This window comes from Bradyrhizobium sp. USDA 3315 (genome assembly GCF_054056795.1).
Genome location: NZ_JBSRYP010000001.1, coordinates 6963762 through 6981191, shown reverse-complemented (window position 1 = coordinate 6981191; position 17430 = coordinate 6963762). Strand labels below are relative to the sequence as shown.

Annotated in this window: 15 protein-coding genes; 8 read left to right on the top strand and 7 right to left on the bottom strand. The window is 64.6% G+C overall.

All coding sequences use genetic code 11. The annotated features are described in order from the left end of the window. Window positions 1–151: 151 nt before the first annotated feature. Window positions 152–751 carry a beta-1-3, beta-1-6-glucan biosynthesis protein gene (locus ACVIYL_RS32730; protein ID WP_456780582.1) on the bottom strand — a complete coding sequence of 200 codons (600 nt, stop codon included), beginning with the start codon at window positions 749–751 and terminating at the stop codon, window positions 152–154. A gap of 245 nt (window positions 752–996) precedes the next feature. Between ACVIYL_RS32730 and ACVIYL_RS32725 the strand changes: the two genes are divergently transcribed. After that, entirely contained in the window at window positions 997–2625 is a 1629-nt protein-coding gene (locus ACVIYL_RS32725) for a glycoside hydrolase family 17 protein (protein ID WP_456780581.1), read from the top strand. Here the strand turns inward: ACVIYL_RS32725 and ACVIYL_RS32720 are convergent. Next, window positions 2585–2965, bottom strand: a complete 381-nt coding sequence (locus ACVIYL_RS32720) for a hypothetical protein (RefSeq protein WP_016844836.1) — start codon at window positions 2963–2965, stop codon at window positions 2585–2587. The two genes, ACVIYL_RS32725 and ACVIYL_RS32720, sit on opposite strands and share 41 nt — an antisense overlap. A 94-nt stretch (window positions 2966–3059) precedes the next feature. Further along, window positions 3060–4427 (bottom strand): hypothetical protein, encoded by a 1368-nt coding sequence (locus tag ACVIYL_RS32715; protein WP_456780580.1) that lies wholly within the window; start codon window positions 4425–4427, stop codon window positions 3060–3062. 183 nt (window positions 4428–4610) lie between these two features. Here ACVIYL_RS32715 and glmU point away from each other — a divergent pair, with 183 nt between their 5' ends. Continuing rightward, window positions 4611–5969 carry a bifunctional UDP-N-acetylglucosamine diphosphorylase/glucosamine-1-phosphate N-acetyltransferase GlmU gene (glmU, locus tag ACVIYL_RS32710; protein WP_456780579.1) on the top strand — a complete coding sequence of 453 codons (1359 nt, stop codon included), beginning with the start codon at window positions 4611–4613 and terminating at the stop codon, window positions 5967–5969. A 229-nt stretch (window positions 5970–6198) separates the two neighbouring features. After that, a complete protein-coding gene (locus ACVIYL_RS32705; RefSeq protein ID WP_253604643.1) occupies window positions 6199–7284 on the top strand; it encodes an IS4 family transposase in 1086 nt (361 codons plus the stop codon). A 292-nt stretch (window positions 7285–7576) separates the two neighbouring features. On the opposite strand, the gene ACVIYL_RS32700 is transcribed toward ACVIYL_RS32705, so the two are convergent. The 3 genes from ACVIYL_RS32700 to ACVIYL_RS32690 all read right to left on the bottom strand — a co-directional run bounded on the left by ACVIYL_RS32700 (window position 7577) and on the right by ACVIYL_RS32690 (window position 10526). Further along, complete coding sequence (locus ACVIYL_RS32700; RefSeq protein ID WP_456780578.1) at window positions 7577–9160, bottom strand: solute symporter family protein; 1584 nt, start codon at window positions 9158–9160, stop codon at window positions 7577–7579. A 12-nt stretch (window positions 9161–9172) separates the two neighbouring features. Beyond that, window positions 9173–9499, bottom strand: a complete 327-nt coding sequence (locus tag ACVIYL_RS32695; protein ID WP_456780577.1) for a DUF485 domain-containing protein — start codon at window positions 9497–9499, stop codon at window positions 9173–9175. A 76-nt stretch (window positions 9500–9575) separates the two neighbouring features. Beyond that, window positions 9576–10526 carry a LysR family transcriptional regulator gene (locus tag ACVIYL_RS32690; protein ID WP_028332060.1) on the bottom strand — a complete coding sequence of 317 codons (951 nt, stop codon included), beginning with the start codon at window positions 10524–10526 and terminating at the stop codon, window positions 9576–9578. A 175-nt stretch (window positions 10527–10701) separates the two neighbouring features. Between ACVIYL_RS32690 and ACVIYL_RS32685 the strand changes: the two genes are divergently transcribed. Beyond that, window positions 10702–11766 carry a carbon-nitrogen hydrolase family protein gene (locus ACVIYL_RS32685; protein ID WP_456780576.1) on the top strand — a complete coding sequence of 355 codons (1065 nt, stop codon included), beginning with the start codon at window positions 10702–10704 and terminating at the stop codon, window positions 11764–11766. A 204-nt stretch (window positions 11767–11970) separates the two neighbouring features. On the opposite strand, the gene ACVIYL_RS32680 is transcribed toward ACVIYL_RS32685, so the two are convergent. Then, window positions 11971–13287 carry an ISNCY family transposase gene (locus tag ACVIYL_RS32680; RefSeq protein ID WP_456777614.1) on the bottom strand — a complete coding sequence of 439 codons (1317 nt, stop codon included), beginning with the start codon at window positions 13285–13287 and terminating at the stop codon, window positions 11971–11973. Between the two features lie 209 nt (window positions 13288–13496). On the opposite strand from ACVIYL_RS32680, the gene ACVIYL_RS32675 reads away from it, so the two are divergent. From ACVIYL_RS32675 to glmS, 4 genes are all read left to right on the top strand, one after another. Then, window positions 13497–14291, top strand: coding sequence for an adenylate/guanylate cyclase domain-containing protein (locus ACVIYL_RS32675; RefSeq protein WP_057018716.1), 795 nt, complete (start codon window positions 13497–13499; stop codon window positions 14289–14291). Between the two features lie 135 nt (window positions 14292–14426). Then, entirely contained in the window at window positions 14427–14702 is a 276-nt protein-coding gene (locus ACVIYL_RS32670; RefSeq protein WP_057018715.1) for a hypothetical protein, read from the top strand. After that, entirely contained in the window at window positions 14699–15346 is a 648-nt protein-coding gene (locus ACVIYL_RS32665) for a hypothetical protein (protein WP_456780575.1), read from the top strand. The genes ACVIYL_RS32670 and ACVIYL_RS32665 overlap by 4 nt, the downstream gene beginning before the upstream one ends. A 174-nt stretch (window positions 15347–15520) precedes the next feature. Further along, window positions 15521–17347: a glutamine--fructose-6-phosphate transaminase (isomerizing) gene (gene glmS / locus ACVIYL_RS32660; protein WP_456780574.1), complete on the top strand. Its 1827-nt coding sequence runs from the start codon at window positions 15521–15523 to the stop codon at window positions 17345–17347. The last annotated feature ends 83 nt before the right edge of the window (window positions 17348–17430 follow it).

Here is a 17430-nt window from a genome sequence, read left to right as displayed (position 1 = left end):
CCCGTCCCCTGGGTTCGACCAACACGACAGCGGAGGGAAAGATATCTCCGCCATCCGATTTAACAACTGGTGTGCCGCGATGGCGTTTTAAGGGCGCAAGCCGTTCCAGCCGCGAAAAAAATCGCGGCCGGACCCCGGTCGCGGGATATGGCTATTTCGACGCCGGTGCAGGTGACGCCGACGGGGTCGGTGCAGGCGAGGGCGAGGCTGCGGGTGCCGGTGCGGCGGTGCCGGCCGTCGCCGGCGCCGGGGTGGGAGCAGCGGCGGCGGCCGCGGCCTGGGGCTGCGCGCCCGGATTGATCCAGCAGGCGTGGATGCGGCCGTCGAGGCTGCCGCGGACCTTGTCGTCGATCTGGGCGCCGAACCGGGTCAGGCAGCGGAACGCCGCCTGGACGTGGCCGCCGGGGCAGCCGAACCGGTCGTAGAGGTCGAGATGGCGGAACGCGGTATCGAGGTCGTCGTTCCACATCAGGCGGACGACGCGGCGGCCGAGCCAGACGCATTCCGGGTTGCCGGCCGGACCGTTGATGGCCTGCTGGGCCTCGACGAATTCCTCGACCTTGCGCTGGTTGGCTTCCCGTGCGGCATTTGCGTTGGCGTCGGGCTGTCCAGGCTGCTGTTTGGCCTGATCCGCCGGATTCGGCGTGCCGCTCTGGGCGAACGCGCCGCCAGCCCCAATGAGGAGCGCAAGGCCCGTTACGGCAAGATGGCGCAAAGTAGTGTTCTTCAACTCAAGCAGCCGTCGACGCATGTATTCCCCGATAATGTTCCTGCCCCCGCGGGATCATCCTAACGGCTCGCGTGATGCCGTCCAAATAGGTCTCCAGTGCGGCGGAGACTCTGGCGAAATCTGATGACTGGAATTTGGTATTTTGTCCAGCAAACTCACAACTTTATCGACCCAGCGCAAAACTGTCGCAGGACAACCATGGTATTGACCTAATCCCGCTCTTGGCAGATGGGCTGTGACCGGCTAATTCGACGGTCCCCCGGAGGATGGAACCGATTTCGCTTCGTACGCCGCTGGCGCTTCTCCTGATCTCGCTCGCCGTGATTGCATCCGTGTGGTGGTGGCTCGCCACGCCGATTACGCTCGTGCGCGCGCCGATCGATCCCGCTGCAAAGCTGCAATGCGTGTCGTATACGCCGTTCCGCGGCGCGCAGACGCCGCTGGATCCCACCACGCAGATTCCAGTCGAGCAGATCGAGCAGGATCTGACCGATCTCGCCAAGGTCACCGACTGCGTGCGCACCTATTCGATCGAGAACGGCCTCGACCAGGTCCCCGGCGTTGCGGCCAAGGTCGGGCTGAAGGTGATGCAGGGCATCTGGCTCAGCAGCAACCGCTTCAAGAATTTGCAGCAGATCGCGATCGCGGTCCGGCTCGCCAAGGAGTATCCTGGCGTCGTCACCTCGCTGATCGTCGGCAACGAGGTGCTGCTGCGCGGCGAGATGACTGCCACCGATCTTGCTGGCAACATCCGCGCGGTGAAGGCGGCGGCGGGCAATCTTCCTGTCACCTATGCCGACGTCTGGGAATACTGGGTGAAGAACCGCGAGATTTATGACGCGGTCGATTTCGTCACCATTCACATCCTGCCGTATTGGGAGGACATCCCGGTCAAGGCGAAGTACGCCGCGGCGCATGTCGACGATATCCGCAAGCGGATGGCGGTGACATTCCCGGGCAAGGAGATCCTGATCGGCGAGACCGGCTGGCCGAGCCAGGGGCGGATGCGGGAGGGCGCATTGCCGTCGCGCACCAACCAGGCGCGGGTGGTGTCCGAGATCCTCGACCTCGCCAAGCGCGAGGCCTTTCGGGTCAACCTGATCGAGGCCTACGACCAGCCCTGGAAGCGCAAGCTCGAGGGCACCGTCGGCGGCAATTGGGGCCTGTTCGATTCGGTCAAGCGGCAGGTGAAATATCCGCCCGGCGTTGCTATCACGAACTATCCGGACTGGAAGCTGCAGATGGCGGGCGGCATGGCGCTGTCCGTCGCCACATTCCTCGCGGCCTGGCTGACGCTGCGCCGCCGGCCCTGGACGCCGCGGCCGTCGGCCTGGATCGCGGTCGCCATTTCGGCGACGACGGCGGGGGCGCTGCTCGGGATTGCCGGCGACAAGATGTATTACGAGAGCTACGGCGTCGGCGGCTGGCTGCATTGGGGCGTGCTGCTCGCGGCGGGCATTGCCGCGCCGCTGCTGACGGCGCATGCGCTGATCGCCGGCCGCTCGCTGCCGACCTTCCTGGAGCTGGTCGGGCCGCGCGACTATCGCGGCAAGGGCGTGATCGGCGCGGTGCTGGCGATTGTGCTGATCATCACCACGGTGATTGCTGCCGAAACCGCGCTCGGCTTCACCTTCGATCCGCGCTACCGCGATTTCCCGTATGCCTCGCTGACCATGGCGGTGGTGCCATTCGCGCTGCTGACCATGCTCAATCGCCCGAAGGAAGGCATCCGGCCGCTCGCTGAATCCGTGTTCGCCGGCCTGCTGGTGATCGCCGCCGGCTACACGATCTACAACGAGGGAACGATCAACTGGCAGTCGGACTGGACCTGCGTGATGTACCTCCTGCTCGCCGCTACGCTGTGGCGGGCGCGGGCCGCGCAAAACCCAGGATGAACAGCCCGATCGCGAGCCCCGACAGCACGACATTGTAGAGCACGATCCCGAGCCCCGCGGCGATCAAGCCGACGGTGAGCAGCACGATCGACGGCCTCGTCAGGTTGAGCACCGCGATTACCAGCGCGGTGATCCCGAACACCGAGTTCTTGAACAGTACGGTCGACAGCGCGCGAGCCTTGCAGAGCATGGTCTGCGCGCCGGCGTCGCAGGCCAGCGCAACGGGAGAGAACTCGATTGCCAGATAGCGCACGTAGAGCGCGTAGCCGACGGTGACGAAGCCCACGACCATCAGGAACTGGACCTGATAGGGGGAGAGGCGGAACGGAGGTTTTGTCATCGCGGCACTATGGTCGGGATCGGGTTGCGGGACAAGTTCGGTCGGAGCATCGAAATCGGTTGAAAATCCGGCCACAATCCCTTGGCTCACATGATTATTGGCTGTTCCGCCGGAATATCGAGGAGATCGTGGTCGGCTCCGGCTTCTTGTCCTCGGCGACCGGCTGCTGCGGTGGCGGCGGTGCGACGGCGCGCTTCGGCACGGCCCGCCGATGCGATGGCGCCGGCTTGGCTCCGGCGGCCGGCTCGTTGAGGGCCAGCCGCTGGCCGTCATAGATCGCCGTCTCGCAGGTCCGCTGCACCAGGCTGAGGCCCGCGCAGATCCTGGCGGCGGTGCCGGCGTCGTTCAGCGGTCCAGCCACCAGGCGCAACTGCATGCCGAGCCCGTTGCTGCTCTCCTTGATCACGATGATCGGCCGCAGCGCCGCCAGCGGCGCGTTGGCCTTCGACTTCAACAGGCCGCGCCACAGCGCGCGCAGTCCATTGACCGAGTTGGCCGTGCCGAGATCGACGCCGAACTCGGTGCGGTGGATCTGTGCCTGCGGCGCATCGTCCTCGGCGTCCGGATCCGCCGTGATCACCAGCGGAGGGATCGGTGCGACGGTGACATCGTTGGCGGTCGGCGGCTTGACGGTTTCGGTTGCCTTGTTCGCCGCAGGATCGAGCGATGCCAGGACCGGCTTGTCGGCAAGCGGCTTGTCCGCGACCGGCGCCGGCGCAGCGGGTGCATCCTCGGCGCCGGCCGCGGCGGCGCTCATTGGACTTGCGATCGATGCGGCCGTGGCGGAATTCGGCGGCGAATTGTCGGAGGCTGGCGGCTTCTCCGCGGCGGCCTGCGGCTTGGCGGGCGCGGGCGCCGGTTTCTTGTCGGCCGTTGCCGGCTTTTCGGCCGCCGCAACCAGCTTCTCGATCGGCCCCGTCGCCTTGCTGTCGCCGGCTGTGGGCAGCTTGTCGATCGCCGCCGGCTTGTCCAATGCGACCGTCGGCATCGTTGCGACGGCGGCAACGGTTGGCGCGGAGGCGGCGGGCGACGAACTGGCGGTTGCGGGCGAGGTACCGGGCGCTGCCAAGGGCGATGGTGCCGGCGGCTGCCTGGCGATCGCGCCGGTCACGGAGTCGAGACCCTGCTCCAGCGTGGTGACGCGCGAATACAGCCGGTCGCGGTCGCCGTTGAGCGTATCGATCGCAGACGCCAGCCGGCGCGTCTCGTTGTGGCTCTCCTTCGCCAGCGTCTGCAACTGCTGGGCCTGTCGCGCGAGGTCCGCTGCGGCAACCTGGTCGCGCCGCAGCGTCAACGCCGACTGGTTGGCCATCACCGCGACGGTGACGGCGCCGACCGCGGCAACGCCCCACGAGCCGAGCCGCCACAGCATGCGGCGATCCAGAGCATCCTCCTCGGCCAAAAAGCCGGTGGTGCTCTCGGTGTCGAATTCCGCCGCCAGATTGTCGCGATCTTTGGCCAAAGCCCGCTTGGCCCTCCTCGAGGCCCGCCGAATCACGAGGCAAAGATTAACAGGAAATGGACCGGGAACTTGAATCCGGAGCGCCACGGAGGCGAATCGGTTTCTTCTGCCGGGGAAAACAATTAAAGACGGCCTCGAAGACAGCTTTGCGCAGCGGACTGCGCGCGACATCGAGGATTGCGAATGACTGCGCGAACGAGCCTGACAGTGGTGCTTGCGGCCGGTGAGGGCACGCGGATGCGCTCGTCGCTGCCGAAGGTGCTGCACCCGGTGGCCGGGCAGCCGCTGCTGGCGCACGTGCTCAACGCCGCGGCCTCAGGCGAGGGATCGCAGCTGGCGGTCGTGGTCGGCCCGGACCATGAGGCAGTCGCCGCCGAGGCGCGCCGGGTGCGGCCCGATGCGCAGACCTTCGTGCAGCGCGAGCGGCTCGGCACCGCGCATGCGGTGCTGGCGGCGCGCGAGGCGATCGCCCGCAGCGCCGACGACCTCTTGATCGCATTCGGCGACACGCCGCTGATCTCGGCCGAGACCTTCGCCCGTATGCGCGCACCGCTGCGCGACGGCGCGGCGCTTGCGGTGCTCGGCTTCCATGCCGCCGACCCGACCGGCTACGGCCGCCTGGTGGTCGAGAACGGCAAGCTGGTCGCGATCCGCGAGCAGGCCGATGCAAGTGCCGAAGAGCGCAAGATCACGCTGTGCAATGCCGGCGTGATGGCGTTCGACGGCAAGAAGGCGCTCGCGATCATCGAGAAGATCGGCAATGCCAATGCCAAGGGCGAATATTATCTGACCGATGCCGTCGGCATTGTCAGGGAACTCGGACTGGAGGCCGTCGTGATCGAGACAAGCGAAGACGAAGTGCGCGGCATCAACACCAAGGCGCAGCTCGCCGAGGCCGAGGCCGTGATGCAGGCGCGGCTGCGCAACCAGGCGCTCGAGGCCGGCGTGACCCTGATCGCACCGGAGACCGTCTATCTCGCCGCCGACACCAAATTCGGCAAGGACGTCACGATCGAGCCGTTCGTTGTGATCGGAGCGGGCGTCTCGATCGACGACGGCGCCGTGATCCACTCCTTCTCGCACATCACCCAAGCTACGATCGGCAAGAAGGTGGAGCTCGGACCCTACGCGCGGCTGCGGCCCGGCACCTCGCTCGGCGATGGCGTGAAGATCGGCAATTTCGTCGAGACCAAGGGTTCGAGGCTGGAGGCCGGCGTCAAGGTCAACCATCTCTCCTATGTCGGCGACGCCCATGTCGGTGCCAATTCCAACCTCGGTGCCGGCACCATCACCTGCAACTATGACGGCTTCCTCAAGCACAAGACGCTGATCGGCGAGGGCGCCTTCATCGGCACCAATACCTCGCTGGTCGCGCCGGTCACGATCGGCAAGGGCGCCTATATCGGCTCGGGCTCCGTGATCACCAAGGACGTTCCCGACGATGCGATGGCGCTCGAGCGCAGCGAGCAGTCCATCCGCGAAGGCGGCGCCGCGCGCTACCGTACGGCGAAGCTGAAGGAGAAGGCGGCGAAGGGGAAGTGATCTTCTCGCGACATCTTTGCGAGCCTGTCTCGACCATAAGGTGTCGTCCCGGCGAAAGCCGGGACCCATACTCCGCGGCGGAAGTTGGGGACAGGACTCGTCGTTCCAGCATCGTGAAGCAATAACCGTCGGTGGTTATGGGTCCCGGCTTTCGCCCATAGGCGCTAAAATAGGATTTGCGCCTTGGATTCGCTTGTGATTCCAAGATGGAATGGCACACGAATCGCTTGTGAACAAAGATTGGGCGCGCGTTGTCGCCCGACTTGGCGGAGCCGAGGCTCTGAACATTAGCGCGCGCAAGACGAAGGCGTTTGTCCGTCCGCGGGAGATCAGCAATGCGGTCGACTTGCTGCGCCTGATCTTGGCTTATTGCCTTGGTGAGAAAGGGCTGCGGTTGACGGCGGCATGGGCCACGTCGGTTGGGCTTGTCGATATCTCCAACGTGGCTCTGTTGTATCGCTTACGTCAGTGCGGAGATTGGCTGGCAATCTTGGTCGAGCAGGCGCTTGCCGCCGCGGCGCCGAAGGCGAGCCGCGGTCGTCTGATCCGTATTGTTGACGCCACGACGGTCCCCAAGGCTGGGACGAGCGGCAGGAACAAGAACGCAGTGTGGCGTATCCATAGCGCGTTCGATCTTCCGCAGGAGCGCTTTGGTCACTTCGAACTGACCGATCAGCGAGCGGGCGAGACGCTGGATCGGATACCGGCGGTTGCCGGTGAGATCCGTCTTGCCGATCGCGCCTATCTGCAACCGGAGCGCATGGCGCATCTCGTCGATGCCGATGCGGACTTCGTGATCCGGGCCGGCTGGAAGAGCGCGCGCTGGCTCGATGCCGAAGGTAATCTTGTTGACCTCACTGCCGAACTGCGCAACGCCTCGGCGCGTGGCCTGATCGATCGGCCGATTTGGATAAAGCGCAAGTCAGGTGCGCCGCCGCTCGCAGTGCGTCTGGTTGCCGCGAAGAAGCCGGCGCAAGCTGCTGCGGCTGCGCGACGCAAGGCGCGCCGGACTGCACAAAAGGGAGGTCATCAGCTCTCCAGGCAAACACTTGACGCCGCAGATTGGGTGATCCTGGTGACCTCACTCAGGCCAGAGGACTTCACGACTGCAGATATCCTCGCCCTCTATCGGCTGCGATGGCGCATTGAGCTCGGCTTCAAGCGGCTGAAAAGCCTGATTGGCCTGAAGGGACCTCCCGGAACCGACGAGCGGTCCGCCAGACCCCATATCCTCGCTCATCTGCTGATCATTCTATTGCTCGAGCCGCTCGTCGACGAACTCGAAGACTCTCCCCGCTTGGCCGACGCCGCCTGACCCACCCAGTGACGTGGCGTCTGCTGCGCCAGCTCGTAGCTTCGCTACGGCAAGCGATCATTCCACAGCCCGCAATCGCTCTACTCTGCAGAGCCAGTCACGCTCTCCGGCGACATCTACGCGAGCCACCCAGACATAAGCGCCACTATCAGACTATGATCAAACTATCTTAGCGCCTATGGGCTTTCGCCGGGACGACACTGAGTGTGTTGCGCGATCTGTGAGTCACACATGCGAATCGGGTGACGGGGTTCGCAACGGGCTGATCGCAACGTCGATCGGTTGACCCGGTTCATGCCGCATTCTTCGCCTGGCGCGGCTCGTCGGTCTTCGGCTCTACCGGTCCGAGCAGGATGCGCCGCTGCATCTCGTCGAAGGCGAGGTTTGCGTTCTTCTCCCGTGTCACCAGCGACAGCAGGATCGCGACCGCAAAGGATAGCGGCATGCTGATGATCGCGGGATTGCGCAGCGACACGAACCACCATTGATGCTCGACCGCGGCGAGCGGCTTGCCGAGAATGTCGACCTGGATGGTCGGGGACAGATAGATCAGCACCAGCGAGCTCAGTGTGCCGACGAGGATGCTCGCCACGGCAGCAGGCGTCGTGAAGTGGCGCCAGGTGATGGCGAGCACGAGCGACGGGAAGTTGGCGGCGCAGGCGATCGAGAACGCAAGTCCCGCCATGAACGCGACATTCTGGCCTTCGAACGCAATCCCCAGACCGATGGCGAGGATGGAAATCAGAACGGTCGCGACCCGCGCGACCTTGAGCTGCTCGGCCTCGGAAGCGGTGCCGCTCCGGATCACATTGGTCCAGATGTCGTGGCAGAGCGTGGCGACGCCCGACAGCGTCAGCCCCGCGACGACGGCAAGCATGGTCGCGAACGCGACCGCACAGATGAAGCCGAAGAACGCATTGCCGCCGACGGTGAGTGCGAGCAGGGGCGCTGCCATGTTGCCGCCGCCGCCGGCCTTGGCCACCGCCTCGGCGCCGACCAGCACCATGGCGCCGAAGCCGATGATGAAGACCATGAGATGAAAGACGCCGATCAGGCCGGTGGCATAGAGGATCGACAGCCGTGCGGCTTTGGAATCCTTCACCGTGTAGGCCCGCATCAGCACATGCGGCATCGCGGCGGTGCCGAACATCAGGCCGAGCCCGAGCGAGATGGCATCCCATTGACCAGAGACCACCTTCGATCCCGGCTGCAGCACCTTGGTGCCGTATTTCTCGGACGCCGCGGCGAACAGCTTCAGCGGGTTCATGTCGAAATGGGTCAACACGAGGAGGGCGAGCAGGATGCCGCCGCCCATCAGCAGCACCGCCTTGACCACCTGCACCCAGGTCGTCGCTAACATGCCGCCGAACAGCACATAGACCAGCATCACGCTGCCCACGACGATGACCGACCAGGTGTAGGGCAGGCCGAACAGCAGCTTGATCAGCGATCCCGTCGCGACCATCTGGGCGATCAGGTAGAACAGGATCACGGCAAGTGTACCGATGGCGCCGGCGAGGCGCACCGGGCGCTGGCGCAGGCGATAGGCCACGACGTCGGCGAAGGTGAAACGGCCGACATTGCGCAATGGCTCGACGATCAGGAACAGAATGATCGGCCAGCCGACCAGCCACCCGATCGAATAGATCATGCCGTCGAAGCCGTTCGAGGTGACGATGCCGGCAATTCCGAGCAGGGCCGCGGCGCTCAGGAAGTCTCCCGCGAGTGCCCAGCCGTTCTGCCACGGCGTGACCTGGCCGCCGGCGGCAAAGAAGTGCTCGGTGGTGCGCGTGCGCCGCGCAGCCCAATAGGTGATTGCCAGCGTCAACGCCATGAAGGCGAAGAAGAACCCGATCGAAAGCGTGCTGCTGCCCATTTGCCTGTCCCCTTAGCGAAGCTCGCGAACGCCTGCGTCGAACACCCGGTTCGCCCACAGCACGTAGACCAGGCAGAGCACGAAGGAAGAGATGATGACGAGCGGGCCGAGCACGATGCAAAGCGACAGGCCGGGCACCAGGATGGTGCCGAGCAGCGGCTTGTCGAACGCGAAGAGCCCCATGAAGCCGAAATAGATCACGATCATCGCAACGCTCAGAACGAGCGCGACCGTCAGCCGCTTCTTGGCCAGTTTCTTGGCCAGCTGCTCGGCCTGCTTCTTGGCCAATGCGCCGCCGTTCGGCGCCGGATCGGCATTGCCGGGAATAACCACGTTCATATCGGCCCCTCAAAACTTCAGCGCGCTCTGCTTGCGCCAATCGGACGAGCTTCAGCCGGGGGCTGACGGAAGGGAATTATGGATTTTTGCAATCTGCTGTGCGCGGCTGCGGCACGACATCGGCCAGCGTGACCTGCATGTCGGGATCCTGCTTCAGGGTATTTTTCAGGAAGGCGCGGACGGCGCGGATGCGCGGGGCGAATTGCAGGTCGCTGTGGACGTTGAGCCAGACCTCGCGAACGGTGCCGGCGAGAGCCGGCAGCACCGGTATCAGGTCGGGCCGGTCCCTTGTGGCAAAGCTCGGAAGCATCACGATGCCGAGGCCGCCCGCCGCGGCGTTCATCTGCGCGATCATGCTGTTGGAGTGGAAGGCGATTTTCGGCTCTTCGATGACGTCGGCGAGCCAGCGCACCGAATCGACCTGGATCAGGTCCTCGATATAGGACACGAACCAATGATCCTGCAGGTCGCGCAGGCTTGCGGGCATCCCGTGGTGGTCGAGATAGTCCTGGCTCGCGAATAGCCCGAGCCGAAACTTGCCGATGCGCTCCGAGATCAGGCCCGGACCGGGCGGCCGGAAGAAGGACACGAACAGATCGGCCTCGCGCTTATGGACGTAGACCGTCTGGGCGGACGTGACGAGTTCGACGGTGAGCTGCGGCGTGGTGCGTCGCAGTTTGGCAAAGCGTTGCGCCAAATAGAGCGAGGCGATCCCCTCCATGGTGGCGAGCCGCACGGTCCCGACGAGCTCCTGGGTGTCGCTGGCGCTGGCTTCCTCGCGGATCGCGATCACCGCGCTCTCGACCCGCTCGGCATGACGCAGCAACCGCTCGCCGACTTCGTTGAGCTTGAGGCCGGTGCGGTGGCGTTCGAACACCGCAACCCCGAGCGAAGCTTCCATTTGGGCGATGCGCCGGCTGACGGTGGAATGGTCGAGCCGCAGCCGCTTTGCCGTTTGGCTCAAATTCCCGGCGCGGGCGGCGCAGAGAAACACCCGCAGATCGTCCCAGTTGATCGTGTCGAACATCACCGGCCTCCAGGTTGCGGCCGTTGAAATTGCGGCCCTTGTCAGCAAAGCAATTCCCGTTCCAGCGCGTGGCGGTTCCGATCCTTCGCAACCGACCTTGCGACAATTCCCATGCACGCCGGCAAGCCAGGGATGATACCGCTTCGCTCCCCTAGTCCTAGCCGGGATTTTCGACATGCTTCCTCGTTTCAAGGCTGCTGCCGTCCACGCCGCGCCCGTCTTCCTCGACAGCTGGGCGACCACCGAAAAGGCGATCGCCATCATTCGCGAGGCGGCCAGAGCCGGCGCCGAGCTGATCGCGTTTCCCGAAACCTATATTCCCGCCTTTCCGGTCTGGGCTGCGCTGTGGCCTCCAATCGACAACCACGATCTGTTCGTGCGCATGGCGGAGCAATCCGTGCTGGCGGACGGACCGGAAGTGGCGCGGCTCTGCGCCGAGGCGCGCGCCCTCGGCGTCACGGTCTCGATCGGTATCAGCGAGCGCTCGGCCGTCAGCGTCGGGGGGCTGTGGAACTCGAACCTGCTGATCGGCGAGACCGGAGAAATTCTCGTCCATCACCGCAAGCTGGTTCCGACCTTCTATGAGAAGCTGGTGTGGTCGTCCGGGGATGGTGCGGGCCTTAAAGTCGCGGAGACGCGGCAGGGCCGGATCGGCGGGTTGATTTGCGGCGAGAATACCAATCCATTGGCCCGCTTCGCGCTGATGGCGCAGGGCGAGCAGGTGCACATTTCGAGCTGGCCGCCGATGTGGCCCACCCGGCGCCCGGCAGGCGGCGGCAATTTCGACAACGTGGCCGCCAACCGCATCCGGGCCAGCGCCCATTGCTTCGAAGCCAAGGTATTCGGGATCGTCACCGCCGGCTACATGGACCAGGCGTTGCGCGCCTTCCTCATTGAACGCGATCGAACGATCGCCGACGTGATCGACCAGACACCACGTGCGGCGAGCTTCTTCGTCGATCCGACCGGCAGCGTCTTCGGCGATGGATTGCAGGACGAGGAGGGGATCGCCTACGCGGAGATCGATCTCAATCGCTGCGTCGAGCCGAAACAGTTTCACGACGTAGTCGGTTACTACAACCGCTTCGACATCTTCGGCGTGACGGTCGACCGCAGCCGGTTGACCCCGGCTCGATTCCGCGATCCAGAGCAGCCGATAGCGGACGTGCAAGACGCGGCAATTCTGTCGGTCGATGCCGACGCTGCATCGAATGGGCAGGGCCGCGACCTCCGGAGCTGACGAAGCCTTGGTGCTGCCTCACACGATCCTTCGTCCGCGGGCGGGACCCGACGCGGACATCGCGGTCCGGCATTCTCGATAGTCCGCAAACCTGCACCGTGTCCGTAGCGGGTGAAGATGTCGTGTTTTTGTAGCTCGTGATCTGTCGCCTTCGTTTCTGATTTGCAGGGGAGCCGGAAGGCGGGGACGGCTTTCCCTGATTGATCATGCCACGGCTGTTGTGGCGGTTTTAGCCCTGTGGGTGAGTTTCTTTGTTCGACTTGAAGCCCGTTTCTCCGTCCCGACCCGCGCTGTCTCGACGGCGGCGCGCGCAGGAGCGGTCAAGGACGCGCGCTTGCGCGCCCGCCAGGGCTTGTCCTTGACGGTTCCGAGCACGCCGCCAGGCTGAAGCGCGTCGGGGCTGATCTGCTGTCCGTCAGGCGCAAACCTCGCCAATCGATGCGGTCCAAGGAACACGCTGACGGTGCCATCGGGATACTCATGTAGGCGCACCACAGCCTTGACGAAGTGAGGTCTGAGCCGGCTCTCCGGCAGCTGCAGCCGCCGACCGTTCCATGCAACGGTATTGTCGTTGGCGACGGTTCGCTCCTCGATCACGCACAGCGCCTCGCGCCAGGCCTCATGCCGGTCGGCCACGAATGCCGAGCCTTCCTGTTCGGGCTTGATCGCAAACGCGGCGTTGTGCCCGGGGATGTAATGCGCCTTCAGCCACGCGTTGGCAGCCTCAACCGTCGTGATCCCGGCAAGCCGCAGCTCCTTCGGCAGCCGGTCCTGCAAGGTGCCGAACACCCGCTCGGAGCGCCCGCGCGCCTGCGGCGAATAGGCTGCGATATGCTCGATCCCAAGATGCGACAAAGCCCGTCCCACCTGGGTTTGTTGCGTCTTCGAGATCTTCTCGCCAGCTTTTGGGGTCAGGAAATAATGGCTGCCGCGGTCGGTGTAGAGCGCGCAGAACAGGCCATGCTCGCCAATCACTTCGCGCAAGGCCTGGAAGGTCGAGGCCGTTCCTTCTTCCTCGACCAGCACCATCGAGTAGATCTCGCTCGTCGCATCGTCCATCGTGACGATCAGGTCCCTCGCGGGCAGGCCTTCGATCCAAACGTGGCGCGATCCGTCCTGGTGCAGCAGCATGCCCCGAAGCGGCCGCCGCGGCCGCTTCTTGCGGTGCGCCGAACGCTTCGGAGCCTTCCGCACCAGCCCTGCCGCGTGCAGCGCCAGCTTCGTCACCGTATAGCCCAGCACATAATCATGCCGCTTTTGCATCTGCTCGTGGAAGTGCTTCACCGTGAAGTCCGCGTACTTGTCCCGGTACAGCGCAAGCATTCGTTCCAGTTCCTCCTCCGGCGCCCGCCGTGGCGAACGACGCCCCAGCCGGCGGTCGACCAGCCCGTCGTCGCCCTCCGCCTCATAGCGCTCCGCCCAGCGTTGAAACGTCCGAACACTGATCCCAAGAACCTCCGATGCTGCCTCCTGCGTCAGTTCCTTCGCCTCCGTCCGATCCAGCAAATCTGAAAACCGCATCCGTCGTACACCCTCGTGAATGGATGCCGTGCCCATCGCGCCCCCTTTGTTCCGGAGCACCGAAAACACGACACTTCACGAGCTACAAACAGGCGACAGATCACGAGCTACTGACATCCGCAAACCTGCACCGTTGCCAACGCGGGAATGTATGGCTACGCTTTACCCTGGGTAGGCTGCCAAACGTTCCTTCGATCGGCCGGACGCTCATGCCAAAATTCCTTCGCATCGGAGTCCATCAGTCGAACGTTTCCGGATACACGTCGAAGGCATGGTGCATTCGACGGGCCGGCTCGACGGTTTTCCTGAAATGGGGCGCCGTGCAGGTTGATGGCGCGGGCGACAGGCGAAAGGTCCACTGGACGTTTCCACCGCAGGAAAAAACCATTCGCTGCCGCACGGTGCAGCGCGCCCAGGACTACACCAAGGCCGCCATCGCGCGGCGACGCAGCCATCGCTATGAACCGCTGGCTGGGAATATCGCGAACCGGCGGCGAACCACCGACCGGGACTCGCAGCTCAAGCAGGCGCTCGCCACGATCCTCTATGTCGATATCGTCCGATCCACCGAAAAGGCCGCGCGGCTCGGCGACACGCGCTGGGCGACGGTGATGAACCACTACTATGTCGCTGTGCGCAGGGAGCTGAAGGCCTTGCGGGGGAAGGAAGTCGTGACGACGGGCGACGGGTTGCTGGCGACGTTCCGCGCGCCGGCAGCCGGGATCCGTTGCGCGACCGCGATCCGCGAGTCCGTGCGCACGCTGGGGCTGGAGATCAGGGTCGGACTGCACGCGGGCGAATACAAGGTGAGTGGCGCGGAGGTGATCGGGCTTGCGTTTCACATCGGCGCGCGCGTCGCGGCGAAAGCGCGGGCCGGCGAAGTGCTGGTCTCGAGCGCGGTCAAGGACCTGATGTCAAAGTCCGAAATCCGCTTCAAGGACCGCGGCGCGCACCAGCTCAAAGGCGTGCCGGAGCGATGGCGGCTCTACCGGGTGGAGCATTAGGGCGTCCCGGGAGCGTCGACTACCGCCAGCGTCGGCTGGCCTCGCCGAAAGGCGTTAATGACATATTGATGCGGTTAACGACGTTTGCCGTCTGCGGTTTCATCGCTCTTAGGAGGCGACAAGGCAAAACACGGCATGCGCAAACATGCCGCGACCGTTCTGATTGGAGTCTTTTGCAGCCTGGTGACGTACTTCAGCGCCGCACGACTCTACCAATGGGCCGAGACCGGACAGTTGGCGGTGCTGTCCCGGAAGACACACGACCAGCCTGAGTTCGTTTCCTGGGGCGACGATCGGCCCAGCTTCGTGCTGCTGTTCGCGCTCTATCTGTTTTTCCTCAAGAACGGACTGCTCGGCATGCTGGTTACGTGCCGCGAGGTCTGGCTGCGTGGCCGGGGATGGGAACCGTGAGCGCGCGGCTGATCGCTGGATTGATCAGGGTGCTGCTCGGAGGTCTTCTCACGGCCGGTCCGCCGCTCGTGTCGGTCGCGCGCGGCGACGAAACTGCGAGCATCAATGCACGACGCGAGGCGCTTCGCGAATGGAGCAGCCTTGCCAATGGACGCACGGACTTTGAAATTTCCGATCCGGCCTTGGTGCCAAGGATGCTCGCGCTTGCGGCCGAGCAATCCGGCTGCAAATACAGTGATGACATCGAAAAGCTGCCGGTTCGCTTCATGAAAGTGGCCGGGCACCGTCTCGCGCTGATGTTCTGTCGGCTTTCCGTGACCGGATCGCATCGCGCGTTCGATCTTTCCGACGTCAGCAGACCAAAGCCGATGGAATTTCCGTACGTCGCGCTGAACGGCTTCGGTACGACGGACACTCCGGGTTTCATCACATGGAGGGAGGAGGCCGGCTTGTTTCAGGCTGAAACCGGATCGGACCTGTGTCCCAGCCCACACCTGCGGCATGTCTATCGGCTAGACGTGACCAATCGCGAAGGCTTTGTCGTGGTTCGCGTCGAGGTCAGCGCGCCTGCGTGCGGCGCGGGTCAGGAATGGACCACGATCTGGGAGGCGAAACCGTGGCCCGCGCCGGCGGATCCGCACTGACGCGCTCTTGCCAAAATGGTTAGCCCCGATTAACCAACCTTTCGCATCACCTTGCCGTTTAAGACTGTCGCAATCGGCAATAATTATTGAGTATCTTGCGGCCGGCGATTCCCGTTAAGGGACCGTGTCGCCGCTTTGGCAAATTTTCGGCGATTTTTGGGGACATTGAACCGCATGTGCGGCATCGTCGGCATTCTTGGACGCGCTCCGGTCGCGGAGCAATTGGTGGATTCGCTCAAGCGGCTCGAATATCGCGGCTATGATTCCGCGGGTGTCGCCACGTTGGAGAATGGCGGCCTGGCGCGGCGCCGCGCTGAGGGCAAGCTGAAGAACCTCGAGGCCCGGCTCGAGGCCAAGCCGCTCGGCGGCCATACCGGCATCGGCCACACCCGCTGGGCCACGCACGGGCGGCCGACCGAGAACAACGCGCATCCCCACGCCACCGAGCGCGTCGCCGTGGTGCATAACGGCATCATCGAGAATTTCCGCGAGCTGCGCGAGGAGCTCGAGGCCAAGGGTGCGGCGTTCTCGACCGAGACCGACACCGAGGTCGTGGTGCATCTGGTCGACAATCTGCTCAAGGGCGGCGTCAAGCCGATCGAGGCGGTGAGGGCGGTGCTGTCGCAGCTGCGCGGCGCGTTCGCGCTCGGCTTTATCTTCGCCGGCGAGGACGATCTGATGATCGGCGCGCGCAACGGCCCGCCGCTCGCGGTCGGCCATGGCGATGGCGAGATGTATCTCGGGTCCGACGCGATCGCGCTCGGGCCGTTCACCGATACGATCAGCTATCTCGAGGATGGCGATTGGGTGGTGCTGAACCGCAAGGGCGCCACGATCTTCGACAAGGACAACGCCATCGTCCACCGCGAGGCGATCAAGCACACGACGGCAACGGCGCTGGTCGACAAGGCGAACTACCGCCACTTCATGGCGAAGGAGATCCACGAGCAGCCGGAAGTGGTCGGGCACACGCTGGCGCGCTATGTCGACATGGCGACCGAGCGCGTCACCATGCCGGTGAAGCTGCCGTTCGACTTCAAGGATATCCAGCGCATCTCGATCACGGCCTGCGGCACCGCGAGCTATGCCGGCTTCGTCGCGAAATACTGGCTGGAGCGGCTGGCCCGGCTGCCGGTCGAGCTCGATGTCGCCTCCGAATTCCGCTACCGCGAGGCACCGCTGCGCAAGGGCGACCTTGCGATCTTCATCTCGCAGTCGGGCGAGACCGCCGACACGCTGGCGGCGCTGCGCTACGCCAAGGCGCAGGGCGCACACACGCTCTCGGTCGTCAACGTGCCGACCTCGACGATCGCGCGCGAGAGCGAGACCGTGCTGCAGACGCTCGCCGGTCCCGAGATCGGGGTTGCCTCGACCAAGGCGTTCACCTGCCAGCTGATGGTGCTGGCCTCGCTCGCGGTCGCCGCCGGCAAGGCGCGCGGCGAGCTGTCCGATGCCGACGAGGCCAAGCTGGTGCATGGTCTGGTCGAGATCCCGCGCCTGATGTCGGAAGCGCTCACCACCGAAGTGCAGATCGAGAAGCTGGCGCGCGAGATCTCGAAGTCGCGCGACGTGCTCTATCTCGGCCGCGGCACCAGCTATCCGCTGGCGCTGGAGGGCGCGCTGAAGCTGAAGGAAATCTCCTACATCCACGCCGAGGGCTACGCCGCCGGCGAGCTCAAGCACGGGCCGATCGCGCTGATCGACGAGCACATGCCGGTCGTGGTGATCGCGCCCTACGACAAGGTGTTCGAGAAGACCGTCTCCAACATGCAGGAGGTCGCCGCCCGCGGTGGCAAGATCATCCTGATGACCGACGCCAAGGGCGCGGCGGAAGCGACCATCCAGTCGCTGGTGACGATCGTGATGCCGGACATGGGGGCTACCTTCGCGCCGATGGTCTACGCCGTTCCGGTGCAGCTGCTCGCCTATCATACCGCTGTCGTGATGGGCACCGATGTCGACCAGCCGCGGAATCTGGCCAAATCGGTCACGGTCGAATAGTCGCAAGCCGCAGCTTCACGCGGCCCTTCAAAAATGCGACAGAATGGCTTAGCTGGGTGGTGGACTACGGCCGCTTCGACGAC

Bases quoted from the DNA above. Each gene is read 5' to 3' on its own strand.
- glmS (WP_456780574.1), top strand. From the start codon at position 15,521: ATGTGCGGCATCGTCGGCATTCTTGGACGCGCTCCGGTCGCGGAGCAA.
- ACVIYL_RS32685 (WP_456780576.1), top strand. From the start codon at position 10,702: ATGCTTCCTCGTTTCAAGGCTGCTGCCGTCCACGCCGCGCCCGTCTTC.
- ACVIYL_RS32670 (WP_057018715.1), top strand. From the start codon at position 14,427: ATGCGCAAACATGCCGCGACCGTTCTGATTGGAGTCTTTTGCAGCCTG.
- ACVIYL_RS32695 (WP_456780577.1), bottom strand. From the start codon at position 9,499: ATGAACGTGGTTATTCCCGGCAATGCCGATCCGGCGCCGAACGGCGGC.
- ACVIYL_RS32725 (WP_456780581.1), top strand. From the start codon at position 997: ATGGAACCGATTTCGCTTCGTACGCCGCTGGCGCTTCTCCTGATCTCG.
- ACVIYL_RS32690 (WP_028332060.1), bottom strand. From the start codon at position 10,526: ATGTTCGACACGATCAACTGGGACGATCTGCGGGTGTTTCTCTGCGCC.
- ACVIYL_RS32700 (WP_456780578.1), bottom strand. From the start codon at position 9,160: ATGGGCAGCAGCACGCTTTCGATCGGGTTCTTCTTCGCCTTCATGGCG.
- ACVIYL_RS32675 (WP_057018716.1), top strand. From the start codon at position 13,497: ATGCCAAAATTCCTTCGCATCGGAGTCCATCAGTCGAACGTTTCCGGA.
- ACVIYL_RS32730 (WP_456780582.1), bottom strand. From the start codon at position 751: ATGCGTCGACGGCTGCTTGAGTTGAAGAACACTACTTTGCGCCATCTT.
- glmU (WP_456780579.1), top strand. From the start codon at position 4,611: ATGACTGCGCGAACGAGCCTGACAGTGGTGCTTGCGGCCGGTGAGGGC.
- ACVIYL_RS32680 (WP_456777614.1), bottom strand. From the start codon at position 13,287: ATGCGGTTTTCAGATTTGCTGGATCGGACGGAGGCGAAGGAACTGACG.
- ACVIYL_RS32720 (WP_016844836.1), bottom strand. From the start codon at position 2,965: ATGACAAAACCTCCGTTCCGCCTCTCCCCCTATCAGGTCCAGTTCCTG.